This window comes from Sphingomonas endophytica, from assembly GCF_014199415.1.
GTDB lineage: Bacteria > Pseudomonadota > Alphaproteobacteria > Sphingomonadales > Sphingomonadaceae > Sphingomonas > Sphingomonas endophytica.
This window is the reverse complement of sequence record NZ_JACIJN010000005.1, coordinates 251139-264073: the sequence shown is the minus strand read 5'-3', so window position 1 is coordinate 264073 and position 12935 is coordinate 251139. Positions and strand designations below refer to the sequence as shown.

General features: G+C 69.0%; 15 protein-coding genes. 5 read left to right on the top strand and 10 right to left on the bottom strand.

Annotation, left to right across the window (positions count from 1 at the left end):
* The first annotated feature begins 37 nt into the window (after positions 1 to 37).
* From FHS97_RS09685 to FHS97_RS09675, 3 genes are read left to right on the top strand one after another with little or no spacing between them, the layout of a single operon-like run.
* Positions 38 to 334: an integration host factor subunit alpha gene (locus FHS97_RS09685; protein WP_184036442.1), complete on the top strand. Its 297-nt coding sequence runs from the start codon at positions 38 to 40 to the stop codon at positions 332 to 334.
* 4 nt (positions 335 to 338) lie between these two features.
* On the top strand, positions 339 to 671 hold the full coding sequence (locus tag FHS97_RS09680) for a MerR family transcriptional regulator (RefSeq protein ID WP_184036440.1): 333 nt from the start codon (positions 339 to 341) through the stop codon (positions 669 to 671).
* 41 nt (positions 672 to 712) lie between these two features.
* Positions 713 to 1459, top strand: a complete 747-nt coding sequence (locus FHS97_RS09675; RefSeq protein WP_184036437.1) for a DUF2334 domain-containing protein — start codon at positions 713 to 715, stop codon at positions 1457 to 1459.
* On the opposite strand, the gene FHS97_RS09670 is transcribed toward FHS97_RS09675, so the two are convergent.
* The 9 genes from FHS97_RS09670 to pyrE all read right to left on the bottom strand — a co-directional run bounded on the left by FHS97_RS09670 (position 1414) and on the right by pyrE (position 8217).
* Positions 1414 to 2598 carry a glycosyltransferase gene (locus tag FHS97_RS09670; RefSeq protein ID WP_184036434.1) on the bottom strand — a complete coding sequence of 395 codons (1185 nt, stop codon included), beginning with the start codon at positions 2596 to 2598 and terminating at the stop codon, positions 1414 to 1416. The genes FHS97_RS09675 and FHS97_RS09670 overlap by 46 nt on opposite strands.
* A 14-nt stretch (positions 2599 to 2612) precedes the next feature.
* Entirely contained in the window at positions 2613 to 3137 is a 525-nt protein-coding gene (locus tag FHS97_RS09665) for a DUF2141 domain-containing protein (RefSeq protein ID WP_184036430.1), read from the bottom strand.
* Positions 3119 to 4039 carry a hypothetical protein gene (locus tag FHS97_RS09660; protein ID WP_184036427.1) on the bottom strand — a complete coding sequence of 307 codons (921 nt, stop codon included), beginning with the start codon at positions 4037 to 4039 and terminating at the stop codon, positions 3119 to 3121. The genes FHS97_RS09665 and FHS97_RS09660 overlap by 19 nt, the downstream gene beginning before the upstream one ends.
* 119 nt (positions 4040 to 4158) lie before the next feature.
* Positions 4159 to 5253, bottom strand: a complete 1095-nt coding sequence (locus FHS97_RS09655; RefSeq protein WP_184036424.1) for an AI-2E family transporter — start codon at positions 5251 to 5253, stop codon at positions 4159 to 4161.
* Complete coding sequence (gene lepB / locus FHS97_RS09650) at positions 5250 to 6197, bottom strand: signal peptidase I (protein ID WP_311770360.1); 948 nt, start codon at positions 6195 to 6197, stop codon at positions 5250 to 5252. Before lepB ends, FHS97_RS09655 begins: the two co-directional genes overlap by 4 nt.
* Before the next feature lie 4 nt (positions 6198 to 6201).
* Positions 6202 to 6621: a holo-ACP synthase gene (gene acpS / locus FHS97_RS09645; RefSeq protein ID WP_184036418.1), complete on the bottom strand. Its 420-nt coding sequence runs from the start codon at positions 6619 to 6621 to the stop codon at positions 6202 to 6204.
* Entirely contained in the window at positions 6618 to 6905 is a 288-nt protein-coding gene (locus tag FHS97_RS09640; protein ID WP_184036415.1) for a hypothetical protein, read from the bottom strand. The genes acpS and FHS97_RS09640 overlap by 4 nt, the downstream gene beginning before the upstream one ends.
* Positions 6902 to 7630, bottom strand: a complete 729-nt coding sequence (locus tag FHS97_RS09635) for a pyridoxine 5'-phosphate synthase (protein ID WP_184036529.1) — start codon at positions 7628 to 7630, stop codon at positions 6902 to 6904. Before FHS97_RS09635 ends, FHS97_RS09640 begins: the two co-directional genes overlap by 4 nt.
* Positions 7631 to 7632: 2 nt before the next feature.
* Entirely contained in the window at positions 7633 to 8217 is a 585-nt protein-coding gene (gene pyrE / locus FHS97_RS09630; protein ID WP_184036412.1) for an orotate phosphoribosyltransferase, read from the bottom strand.
* A gap of 188 nt (positions 8218 to 8405) precedes the next feature.
* Between pyrE and coxB the strand changes: the two genes are divergently transcribed.
* Positions 8406 to 9611: a cytochrome c oxidase subunit II gene (gene coxB / locus FHS97_RS09625; protein WP_184036409.1), complete on the top strand. Its 1206-nt coding sequence runs from the start codon at positions 8406 to 8408 to the stop codon at positions 9609 to 9611.
* 4 nt (positions 9612 to 9615) lie between these two features.
* A complete protein-coding gene (gene ctaD / locus FHS97_RS09620; RefSeq protein ID WP_184036405.1) occupies positions 9616 to 11283 on the top strand; it encodes a cytochrome c oxidase subunit I in 1668 nt (555 codons plus the stop codon).
* 342 nt (positions 11284 to 11625) lie between these two features.
* Here ctaD and FHS97_RS09615 read toward each other — a convergent pair whose 3' ends face one another.
* The gene (locus FHS97_RS09615) at positions 11626 to 12828 is read right to left on the bottom strand and encodes a hypothetical protein (protein ID WP_184036402.1); all 1203 of its coding nucleotides are present in this window, start codon (positions 12826 to 12828) and stop codon (positions 11626 to 11628) included.
* Between the last annotated feature and the right edge of the window lie 107 nt (positions 12829 to 12935).

Genomic DNA, 12935 nt, shown 5'->3' with positions numbered 1-12935 from the left:
GAATTGTGCAACCTTTCCGGGGGGTAGAGGGAAGTCGATGACTGAAGCAGGTACGTTGACCCGCGCCGATCTGGCGGAGTCGCTCCACAAGCAGGTGGGGCTCTCACGCGCGGATTCGTCGCGGCTGGTCGAGCAGATCCTCGACAATATGTGCGGCGCGCTCGCGAAGGGCGAGAACGTCAAGATCTCGGGCTTCGGCACGTTCGTGCTGCGGGACAAGGGCGAGCGGATCGGCCGCAATCCGAAGACCGGCGTCGAGGTGCCGATCGCGCCGCGCCGCGTGCTGACCTTCCGTGCGAGCCAGATGATGCGCGACCGCATCGTCGCGGGCTGAGCTTTTGGCGTCGGACGCCAAATCCGCCGCCGCGTTTCGCACCATCGGCGAGGTCGCCCAGGCGACCGGCCTCGCGCCGCATATCCTGCGGTATTGGGAAAGTCGCTTTCCGCAACTCCGGCCGGTGACGCGCGCGGGCAACCGCCGTTATTATCGACCGGAGGACGTGGCGCTGGTCGAGCGGATCGACCGGCTGCTCAATCGCGAGGGCTATACGATCAAGGGCGTGCAGCAATTGCTCGCCCGCGAACCGGCCCCCGCGCCGGCGGCAGTCGCCGCCACGCCGACGCTGATCGCGATCCGCGACCTGCTCGCCCGCGCGATCGCCGACGACTGAGACTTGCGCCCGCGCGGCCGGGTGCGCATGTGCTGGCGGCCATGAAGCGCCTGCTCGCCTCCATCCACGATGTCTCGCCGCGCTTCGAGCGCGAGGTCGACCAATTGCTCGACCGGCTCGCGCCCTATGTCGGCGAGCGGCTGGCGATGCTGGTCGTCCCCGATCATTGGGGCAGCGCGCCCTGGACCCCGGCGTTCACCGCGCGGCTGCGACGCTGGTCCGATGCGGGCGTCGAGATGTTCGTCCATGGCTGGTTCCATCGCGACGACAGCACGCACAATGGCGTCGCGGCGCTCAAGGCCAGGCGGATGACCGCCGGCGAGGGCGAGTTCCTCGGGCTCGGTCATGACGAGGCGCTGGCGCGGATGCGGCGCGGCAAGACGCTGCTGGAAGACGCGACCGGTCGCGCGGCGGCGGGGTTCATCGCGCCGGCGTGGCTTTATTCGGACGGCGCGCGCGCCGCGCTCGGCGACGCCGGCTTCGCGCTTGCCGAGGATCATGCGCGCGTCTGGGCACCGGGCGGCGGGGTCGTGGCGCGCGGCCCGGTCATCACCTGGGCGAGTCGCAGCGAGGCGCGCGCGCTCAGCTCGCTCGCCGCGGCGGCGGTGCTGCGCCATGCGCTCCAGCCGTTGCCGACGGTGCGGATCGCGGTGCATCCCGGCGACGTGACGCGCCCGGCATTGCTGCGCAGCATCGACCGCACCTTCGCCGCGTTCACGCGCGGCGGGCGCCGCCCGGCGGCCTATGCCGATCTGCTGACCGTAGCGCGCGCGTCGATCAGCGCCTGATAATGCGCAATCAGCGCCTGCGCATGTTCGCGGTCGCTCCACACCTTCGGCGCGGCGATCGCGGCCGCACGGTGCAGCAACTTCTTGTCGCGTGACGCCAGCGCGACGATCGCGCGCGCGCAGTCATAGGCGTCGCCGCTGCGGAACCATGCGCCATATTCGGGCTTCGGCACCGCCGCCGCGCCGCCGCGGTCGGGCACGATCAGCGGCAGCCCCGAGGCGAGCGCTTCCGAGGCGACCAGTCCGAACGTCTCGGTGTCGCAGCCATGGACCAGCGCGTCGGCGCTGGCCATGATCGAGGCGAGCTGGCCGCGGTGATAGATCGGCTGAAACATGCGGACGTGCGGGCTTTCGGCGATGTGCCGCTCCAGCGTCCGCGTGTCCGGCCCGAGCCCGAGCAGCACCAGCCCGACCGGCAGCTTCGCCCCGGCGCGGCGCACCGCGTCGATGACCATCGGCCAGCGCTTCTCGGGATGATGCCGCCCGACCCCGATCAGCAGGAACGCATCCTCGGGCAGCCCGCATTGTTCGAGCATCGCCGCGCGGAGCGTGGCGCTGCGCAACGCGGGCGAGAAATGCTCGCGCTCGATCCCCAATGTCATCGTCTCGTCGACGCGGATGCCGCGCGCGCGCAGTCGCTCGGTCAGCACCGGACCATTGGTGACGACGGTATCGAACTTGTCGAGCCAGCGGTTCATGTAGCGATCGTACCAGCCGAACGCGCGCTCGATCGTCGCCTCCGACGCGACCCGTGCGAACCAGCGCTTGGGATAGGTCTCGAGATTGTCGTTGTGCATGAACCATGAGCGCAGGGCATCGCCCTGCCACTCGGCGACGATCGCCGCTGACCGCCACGGCGCGCAATTCTCGACCACGTCGGGGCGGTAATGATCGAGGAGCGCGTGAACCGGCGCCGCGTCCCAGAACAGCCCGTAGTTCGAGTCGAACGGGATGCCCGGCGACTTGACGTAGTGGATGCGCGCGCCGCCGGGGCGCTCCTCGACGAGATCCTCGCGCCCGGGCGCGATCACGATCTGCTGGTGCCCCAGTTCGGACATCAGCGCCATTTTCCGGTCGAGGTACGAGCGTACCCCGCCGCCGGTCGGCGAGTAGAATTCGTTGACGTCGACGATCCGCATGGTCCGTCTCCCGATCAGCGCATGAAGCCGAAGCCGCCCAACCCGCGCAGATATTGCGCGCGGATCGTGGTGCGGGTGAGGCCGGGGCCGACGTCGATCAGCGCGTCGACCAGCTTGGGGCGCGCGCGCCCGATCTTGTGATTGCTGGGGAAGCCCGCGCCGTCGCTCCAGAAGTTGAACTTGCGCTTGCCGTCGCGATCATGGCCGAGGAACAAGGCATAGCGGCCCGGCCGCGGCACGCGGATGCAGATCGCGGCATCGCCCGACGCGGGCGGGGCGATCGAGACGCGGCGGAAGAACTTGCCCTCGCGCGCCAGATCGTCGTCGCCCGCCAGAAAGTCCTTCTCATTGGGTGGGTACAGCTCCAGCTTCAGCGTGCCGGTGCGGTCCTTCAGCCCGGTGACCGTGGCGAGGATCGCCGGGCCCGGCGCGGTGCCGGTGCAGGCGGCGGCGTCGCTGCCCAGCACCTGCGCCCCGGCGGCCGGCGCGGCGAGCGTCAGCAGACCGGCCAGGGCGATCGTCAGCGTTCCTCGCGCCATCTGCGCATCCTTTCCGTCACATATACCGCGCCGAACAGCAGCAGCAGCAGCCCATGCATCACCACGGTTGACGCTGCGGTGAACGCCATCAGGTCCGACAACGACCGGTCATGCCCGATGACCAGGATCGCGAAATTGGCGAAAAGCAGGTCTTTGTTGGGCAGGAACGGCAAACGCGACACCAATTGCCGCCCCGCGATCAGAAACAGCCACATGCCGACCGAGACGCTGGGGATCGCCCAGGCCCAGGCGAGCGCGATCGTGACGCAGGTGCCGCCGATCCGCAGCAGATCGATCCAGAAGATGAACCACAGATCGCGCCGCGGCAGCGAGAAGACGCGTTTGGAGAAGAGGATCAGCCCCAGCGACAGCGCAGTGGCAAACACCAGCGACCAGATCATCGCCGCCACCACCTCGGGCGCGATCAGCTGATAGCCGAGCGGCAGCGCGATCGCCGCGAGCAGCAGCGCGGTGACGTTGCCGGTGATGCCGGAGACGATCGTGACGTCCTTCACCGCCCCGAACGGCGCGGCGACCATGTCGAGCCGTGCGCGCGCCCAGGCGTAGAAATAGGCGTCGCCCGAATAGCCGATCAGGATGTCGTTCGCGATCCGCTTGCGGTTGAGCGCCGGGAAGGCGGCGGCGGGGACGTTCCACAGCCGCCGGAAAATGACGAAGTCACAGACCGGCAGGGTGAAATAGGACGCCAGGAAGAAGAGATAGAAGCCCCATGACACCGGGGTCACGCGCCGGACGCCGGCGAGGCCGTCGTCGAACAGCTCATAGCCGACCCCGATCAGCATCGCGATGCTCAGCACCGTCGCCAGCAGCATCGGCCAGCGCCGGCGCAGCGTCTGGACCGGCTTCAGCGCGACCAGCGGCGCGGCATCGGCGGCAGACATGGTCGAGGGAGTTGAAGCTGGCTCGTCGACGCGCAATCGGTTCTTCCTGCGCCCGTTCCTACACGGGACGCGGGCTTTAGCAGCGTCCGGCGGGGCGCGCCAGCCGTGCCGCGCAACGGTCAGTCGTGCGGCTGGCTGTCCTCGACGTTTTCGGAGCGGCGCTCCATTGCGGTCTTGAGGATCGCGGTCATCGGATCGGCGAGCGCCAGCCCCATGATCCCGAACAGCGCGCTGGCGAGGATCTGCGCGCCGAGCGTCAGCGCCGGGGGCAGGTCGACGGTGCGCTTGGCGACCATCGGGATCACGACATAGCCGTCGAAGGTCTGCACGACGATATAGACGACGATCGCCAGCACCCCGGTGTGCACGCCCGCCGAAAAGCCGACCGCGACCATCAGCGCGCCAGAGATGAACGCGCCGATATTGGGGATGAAGGCGAGCAGGCCGGTGAGAATGCCGAGGATCATCGCCATCGGCACCCCGACGATCCACAAGGCGATCGCGGTCAGCACGCCTTCGAACGCCATGCCGAGCAGGCGTCCGGCGAGCAGCCGGCGCAGCGTCTGCGCCATGCGCTTGACCGTTACGGCGAACTCGATGCGGTGGCGCTCGGGCACCATCCATTGCATCCCGCGCTCATAGCCGTGCGGGTCGATCGCGATGAACAGCCCGAGCACGACGATCATGAAGCCGCTGGTCAGCGCGCCCGCGGCGGTGCCCAGCCAGCTGGTGACGCGGCCCAGCGACGCCATCGCCTGTCGGGCGACGCCGCCCAGGTCACTGACGCCCGGCATCAGCCCCTGCGCGCTCAGCCAGCCGCTGACGCGCAGCACCTGCACCTCGACGGTCGAGCGGAGTTGCTGTGCCTGGGCGGTGATCTGGACGCCGGCGAGATAGAAGGTGCCGAGCAGGAAGGCGATGGTCAGCAGGCAGACGATCAGCAACCGCCAGCTGCGCCCGATCGGCAGCACGCGCCCGAGCAGCCGCACCCCACCGTCGAGCAGCGCGGCGAAGACGAGCGCCGCGAAGATGATGAGCAGCGGCTGGATCAGCAGGACCACCAGCGCGATCGCGCCGGCCATCCCGAGCCAGACCGCGGCGCGGCGGATTTCGTGGCGCGTCGATTCGTCCCGCACCTCGGTGGGACTGGCGCCGGCGCGGACGCGGACCCGCTCGCCACCGGCGTCGATCCGCACCTCGGGCGTGTCGCTCATGGGACGCGCGTCGGGTGGAGCGAGGTGCCCGCGCGACCGCCGCGCAGCGCGCGCGGCCAGCTCAGCGGGTTCCAGCCGGCGCTGCCGTCGACCGAGAAGGTGATGAACTCGGCGCGGCCGCCGATATTCTCATAGGGCACCGGCCCGCCCAACCCGCGCTCGAACCCGCCGAGCGCGAAGCGGCTGTCGGCGGAGCGATCGCGATTGTCGCCCATCAGGAAGACGTGGTTTGCCGGGATCGTCACCGGGCCATAATTGTCGCCGACACTGTCCGGTTCCAGATCGACCGTGTCGTAGCGGCGGCCGTTGGGCAGCGTCTCGGTGACGATCGGCAGGTGGCAGACCGCGCTGCCGTCGGCGCGCTCCTGCCGTGCGCCGGGATATTGCGCCGGATCGCAGGTCGCGTTCGCGTCGACGGGCAGGTCGCGATAATGGAGCGGGCCGCGCGGCACCGGCACGCCGTTGAGGATCACGACGCCGCCGCGCACCGCCAGCGTATCGCCCGGCAGCCCGATCACGCGCTTGATATAGTCGCTCGACTGGCCCGGCGGCGTGACGATCACCACGTCGCCGCGCTCGGGCAGGCTGCCCCAGATGCGGCCATGGACGAACGGCACCTGCACCGACCAGCTGTCGACCGGCTGGTGGAGCAACGTGCCGCGGACGATCGCGACCGGATCGGGGATCGTCGGCGAAACGAACGACCAGCCATACGCAAATTTCGACACCACCAGCCGATCGCCGACCAGCAAGCCGGGGAGCATCGATTCGCTCGGGATGTAGAAAGGCTTGGCGATGAAGCTGTGGAAGCCGAGCACCGCCAGCAACAGCCAGAACAATCCCTTGATCTCGCCCCACCAGTCGAAGCCGGTGCGCGGCGCGGCCGCCTCGGCCGTGGCGGGCGGGGGCGTGCGGTCGCCGGTCAATGCGATATCCTCTGCCACGCGGTCACTCGGCTCCTGCATGTCGGTCGGCAATGGCCTCGATGATGACGAATGCCTGCGCCCAGGGATGGTCGTCGGTCAATGTCAGATGGATGCGCGCGCTGTGCCCGGCGGGGATCATGGCATCGAGCCGCGCCTTCGCGCCGCCGGTCAGCGCCAGCGTCGGCGCGCCGGAGGGGGCGTTGACGACGCCGATGTCCTTCATGAACACGCCCGACTTGAAACCGGTGCCGACCGCCTTGGAAAACGCCTCCTTCGCGGCGAAGCGCTTGGCGAGCGTGCCGGCCTTGGTGAACGGGCGGCGATCGGCCCTGGCGCGCTCGACGTCGGTGAAGACGCGCGCCTCGAAGCGGTCGCCGAAGCGTTCGAGCGAATGCGCGATCCGCTCGATGTTGCACAGGTCGGAGCCGAGCCCGACGATCATGCCGCCATTCCGGGCAGGATCAAGATCCACATGGGCAAAGCGGCAAGCGTCCACGCCAGGCCCTTCTCCGTGCGGGACGCCTTCACGATGGCGACGCCGTGGAGCGCCGCTGCGATCGCCGATGCCAGCGTCACGACACCCATGCCGGCGTCGAAGCCGTCCCCGACGTTCACCAGCAACGCCATTACCAGCAACCCGAGCGCCGCGGCCCCGCACCCGGCGACGTTGACGGCGACGAGCGTGAACGCCTTCGCCGTCGGCAGACGCGCGGCCGGGCCGGTCACCGCGCCTCGTCCATCAACGCCTTCATGCGCCGCACGCTGTCCTCCAGCCCGGTGAAGATCGCCTCGCCGATCAGAAAATGGCCGATGTTCAGTTCGCGGACTTGCGGGATCGCCGCCACGGGCGTGACATTGTCGAAAGTCAGGCCGTGCCCGGCGTGGACCTCGATTCCGTTCTTGGCCGCCAGCGCCGCGGCATCGGCGAGCCGGCGCAGCTCGGCAGTTCGGGCGTCGCCGTCCAGCTCGGCATAGCGGCCGGTGTGCAGCTCGACGACCGGCGCGCCGAGCGCGACCGCCGCGGCGATCTGGCGCGGGTCGGGCTCGATGAACAGCGAGACGCGGATCTGCGCCGCGCCGAGTTCGCGGACCATCGGCGCGAGGCGGTCGTGCTGCCCGGCGGCGTCGATCCCGCCCTCGGTGGTGCGCTCCTCGCGCTTTTCGGGGACGATGCAGGCGGCGTGCGGGCGATGGCGCAAGGCGATCGCCAGCATCTCGTCGGTCGCCGCCATCTCCAGATTGAGCGGAATCGCCAGTTCGGCGGAGAGCCGCGCGATGTCCGCATCGGTGATGTGGCGGCGATCCTCGCGCAGATGCGCGGTGATGCCATCGGCGCCAGCCTGCGCGGCGAGCAGCGCGGCGCGCACCGGATCGGGCAGCCCGCCGCCCCGCGCGTTCCGCACGGTCGCGACATGGTCGATATTGACCCCGAGGCGCAACGGGCCGCCCATCGTCACGCCGCCGCCCGGCTGCCCGGTTTGATCGCCGGGATCGCCTGAAGTTCAGGCGGCAGATCGTCGGGCTGGTAGGTCGGCACCTCCAGCCGGATCAGCGGGAAGAACGGCACGCCGATATCCGCGGTGCCGTTCGAGCGGTCGACCAGCGCCGCGCCCGCGATCACGCGCCCGCCAGCCGCCTCGATCGCCTTGATCGCCTCGCGGCTCGACAGGCCGGTGGTGACGACATCCTCCATCATCAGCACCTCCTGCCCGGGCTCCAGCCGGAAGCCGCGACGCAGCTCGAAGGTGCCGGTCGGGCGCTCGACGAACATCGCGTCGACGTCGAGCGCGCGCGCCATCTCCTGCCCGGCGATCACCCCGCCCATCGCCGGGGCGACCACCGCGGTGATCCGCGCGCGCAGCGCGGCGGGGATTCGCGCCGCCACGCCCTCGGCGAGTCGCGCGGCGCGGCGCGGGTTCATCAGCACGCGCGCGCATTGCAGGTAACGCGGGCTGCGCAACCCCGAGGAAAGGATGAAATGCCCTTCCAGCAGCGCGTCGGCGGCGCGGAATTCGGCGAGCACGTCGTCGTCGGTCATCGTGTGCTTGGTCTCCTGCGCGCGCCATAGAAGCCCGCCTGCGCCCGCGCAACGCGCCTCGGGCGAGAAAAGCCCGGACGCACGCCCCCTTGAGGCGAGGGGATGCCATGCTATAGGCAGATGCAGGAGGGGCGCTTCGATACGCCCGGTACGCGAATGCGCACCACCACAGGGGTGACGATAAAGAGATGCTGAGAACCGGGATCAAGGGTTGGGTATTGGCAGCGGGCTTCGCGCTGACCGCCCTGACGGGCGCGGGTAGCGCAGGCGCGCAGGCGCCGGCTGGTGCCGCGACGTCCCCCGCCACCGCGGCCACCGCCGCGCCGAGCGGGCTGCGCCCCGCCGACTCGAATCAGGGTCAGGCCGGCGGCACCGTGCAAAAGGCGGATGCCGCACCGCAATCGTCCGCGCTGGCGATGGACGGCGCACCGGCCTTCAACGCCACCACCTCGGCGCCCGGTGTCGGGCAGCCGCTCGACGGCGTGATCCACATCCAGCCGCAGGTCACCAAGAACGGCCTGCGCGCGCACTGGTTTCACGATCGCATCCTCTTCCCGCTGATCACGATCATCTCGATCCTGGTGCTGGTGCTGCTGGTGGTCGTGATCGTGAAGTTCCGCGCCAGCGCCAATCCGACGCCGTCGCGGACCAGCCACAACACCGCCATCGAGGTGGCGTGGACGCTGATCCCGGTGTTGATCCTCGTCGCGATCGCGGTGCCGTCGATCGGGCTGCTGCAGGCGCAGTTCAAGCCCGCGCCAGCCGGCGCGGTGACGCTGAAGGCGATCGGCAACCAGTGGTTCTGGAGCTATCAATATCCGGATCACGGCGGGATCGAGATCACCGCCAACATGCTGAAGGAAGGCAATCAGGTCGCGGCCGGCGAGCGCGCGCGCACCGCCGCCGACGGCCCGCGCCTGCTGGCGACCGACAATCGCGTCGTGCTGCCGGTCGGCGTGCCGATCCGCCTCATCACCACCGCCAATGACGTCATCCACAGTTGGGCGGTGCCGGCGTTCTGGATCAAGCTCGACGCGATCCCGGGCCGGCTGAACGAGACCAGCTTCACGATCGACAAGCCCGGCCTCTATTTCGGCCAGTGCAGCGAATTGTGCGGCGCGCGCCACGCCTTCATGCCGATCGCGGTCGAGGCGGTCACCCCGGCGCAGTTCGCGGCCTGGGTGCGAGCCAAGGGCGGCTCGATGCCGGCACCGGGCAAGGCGTCCGATGCCGTGATCCCGCAGCCGGGCGCGGACAATTCCGCCGCCGCGATGGACGAGGCGGCGGTCGCCAATGCGATCACCGGACCGACCGAGAACGGGACCGACACTCCCCCCACTTCCCCGCAGGGCGCCACCGGCAATCCGGGCGGCGTCGGCGAAGCCGGACGCTAAGATCATGACCGACACCGCGCTCCACCCGTCCGCCTTCGTCTCGCACGACGATCACCACCATCACGCGGACGCCGATCACAAGCCGGCGTTCTTCGCGCGCTGGTTCATGTCGACCAACCACAAGGACATCGGCACGCTCTACCTGATCTTCGCGATCGTCGCGGGGATCATCGGCGGCGCGATCTCGGGGCTGATGCGCGCCGAGCTGATGCATCCCGGCATCCAGTATCTGCCGCACTGGGCATCGATGCTGCACGGCGGCGAGGAACAGTCGTTCGACCAGGCGCTGCACCTGTGGAACGTGCTCGTCACCGCGCACGGCCTGATCATGGTGTTCTTCATGGTAATGCCGGCGATGGTCGGCGGGTTCGGCAACTGGTTCGTGCCGCTGATGATCGGCGCGCCCGACATGGCGTTCCCGCGCATGAACAACATCAGCTTCTGGCTGCTGGTGCCGGCGTTCCTGCTGCTGCTCGCCTCGCCGTTCTTCGGCGGTGCCGGCACCGGCTGGACCGTGTACGCGCCGCTCTCCACCTATGGCGAGCCGGGGCCGTCGGTCGACATGGCGATCCTGTCGCTCCACCTCGCGGGCGCCAGCTCGATCCTGGGTGCGATCAACTTCATCACCACGATCTTCAACATGCGTGCGCCGGGCATGACGCTGCACAAGATGCCGCTGTTCGCCTGGTCGGTGCTGGTCACCGCCTTCCTGCTGCTGCTCGCGCTGCCGGTGCTCGCGGCGGCGATCACGATGCTGCTGACCGATCGTAACTTCGGCACCACCTTCTACGATCCCGCCGGCGGCGGCGACCCGGTGCTGTACCAGCATCTGTTCTGGTTCTTCGGCCACCCCGAAGTGTACATCATGATCCTGCCGGGCTTCGGCATCATCAGCCACATCGTCGCGACGTTCAGCCGCAAGCCGGTATTCGGTTATCTCGGCATGGCCTATGCCATGGTCGCGATCGGCGTGGTCGGCTTCGTCGTCTGGGCGCACCACATGTTCACGACCGGCATGAGCGTGAACGTGAAGATGTACTTCACCGCCGCGACGATGGTCATCGCGGTGCCGACCGGCATCAAGATCTTCTCGTGGATCGCGACGATGTGGGGCGGTAGCTTGCGCTTCCCGACGCCGATGGTCTGGGCGATCGGCTTCATCTTCATGTTCACCGTCGGCGGCGTCACCGGCGTCGTGCTCGCCAACGGCGGCGTCGACGATTACATGCAGGACACCTATTACGTCGTCGCGCACTTCCACTATGTGCTCAGCCTCGGCGCGGTGTTCTCGCTGTTCGCGGGCTTCTATTACTGGTTCCCGAAGATGTCCGGGAAGATGTATTCGGAGCTGCTCGGCCAGTTGCACTTCTGGGTGTTCTTCGTCGGCGTCAACCTGATGTTCTTCCCGATGCACTTCCTCGGGTTGCAGGGGATGCCGCGTCGCTACCCCGATTATCCGGACGGCTTCGCGCATTGGAACAATGTCGCGACGATCGGTTACATGATCATGGCGACCGGCATGGCGATCTTCTTCGTCAACCTGATCTGGTCGCTGATCGCGGGCAAGAAGGCGCCCGACAATCCGTGGGGCGAAGGCGCGACGACGCTGGAGTGGACGCTGTCCAGCCCGCCGCCGTTCCACCAGTTCGAGACGCTGCCCAAGATCGACTGACGATCGCGGCGATGCGCATGCAGGACGGCGGGGGAGCATCGGCTCCTCCGCCGTTCTCGTTTGTGGGGCAGGCGTTTGGCGCGGGCGGCGGCACGGCGCTGGATAACCGCGCGCCGCGCGGCGGGCATGGCAGCGGGCGAACGTGGGACGGACGTCCGGTGGTTATGGCTAAGCCTGATCCGGCAAAACCGGATCAGCGGCAGCACCGGCCCGCTCTCACGTCAGTGGGCCGAACTCTTTCGGTCGGGGCAGGGGCCAGTGCGGGGCAAGTCGGCCGTGTGGCGGGGCGTCCGGCCGATCCCGACCGGCCCCGCGCTTCCGCTTCCTTTCCGCGCGGCCTGCTTACGCCGCCGCGCGCATCCGTGCGGCGGCGCTGACCACCCAGCCCAGCGCGATCAGCAGCACCGCGGCCGAGCTCAGCGCGATCGTCTCGGTCAGGGCGTCGAGACCGAAGAGCCGCCCCATTTGGTCGACCCGCCAGAGCAGCAGGTAGCCGGCCAGCCCGATCCACAAGGACGCGCCGCGCTCGCGGAGCAACAGTGGCAGCGGGACGAGCAGCACCGTCAGATCATAGGTATGAACGCCGACGAGGCCCGAGACGACCAGCGCCGCGGCGGCCGTCACATAGGTCGTCTTGTCGACCGCGGTCAGCCGCGTGGTGCGACGGAGCGCGAGACCGAGCGCCAGCGCGACGACGCTCGCGACCAGCAGCCCGGCGCCGACCGACAGGTCGACCCCGGCCAGCAACGCCATCAGGTTCGGGAGCCCCACCATCGAGATCGGACGGTTCACCAGCACGTCGCCATAGCCGGCGGTGGCGTTGCCGATCATTCCCACGATCTGTCCGGCGACGCCGCTGATGAGCAGCGGCGGCCCGGCCAGCGCCGCGGTGAGCACGCCGCCGATCACGCACAGCCGCAACCCGCCGGGGGTGGTCGCGAACAGCAGCAGGATCGGGATGCCGAATTGCGGTTTGAGCGCGAGCAGCACGACGCCGGCCAGCTTCACGCCATCGCGTCCCGCCGCTATGCCATAGACCAGAACCGTAAAGCCGAAGACCGACAGCAGCACCGGTTGCCCGAGTTGCACCAGCCCGGCCAGCGGGGTGAAGGAGCTGGCATAGACCGCCAGCAGCCCGATCGTCAGCCAGCCTGCCCGCGCGCCCAGCAACGTCGCCGCGCGCAGCGTCAGCACGCTGCCTGCCGCCAGCAGCAGAAAGCTCGCGACCTGCCAGACCCGCAGCGCGGCGAGCGGCGGAAGCAGCGCCAGCGGCCGCGCTATCCAATACCATTGGAAGGGATAGACCCAGACGGACACCCGTCCGGCTTCCCCGAACTTAGCAACGCTGCGCGGGATGTAATCCGCGCCATACGGGTTCAGCCCCGAGGCCCAGAAATCACCCGCCAGCCAGACGTAGCGCAGATCGGTGATCACGAGCGGGCGCACCGCCACCTTGAAGATCTGGAACGCCAGCAGCGCCGCCGCGAGCAGTCCCAGGGCGACGAGCGCCGCCTTCCCCGATCGCTGACGTTCGTCCGGCCGCATGGTCCCCCCCCTCGCTGTCTCGCGATCCGCTTAGGCGGCAGAGGGTTAAGCGTCTATATCGCCATGATGAGGATCGCGCCGCGATGATACAGGCGAGGCTTCCCACG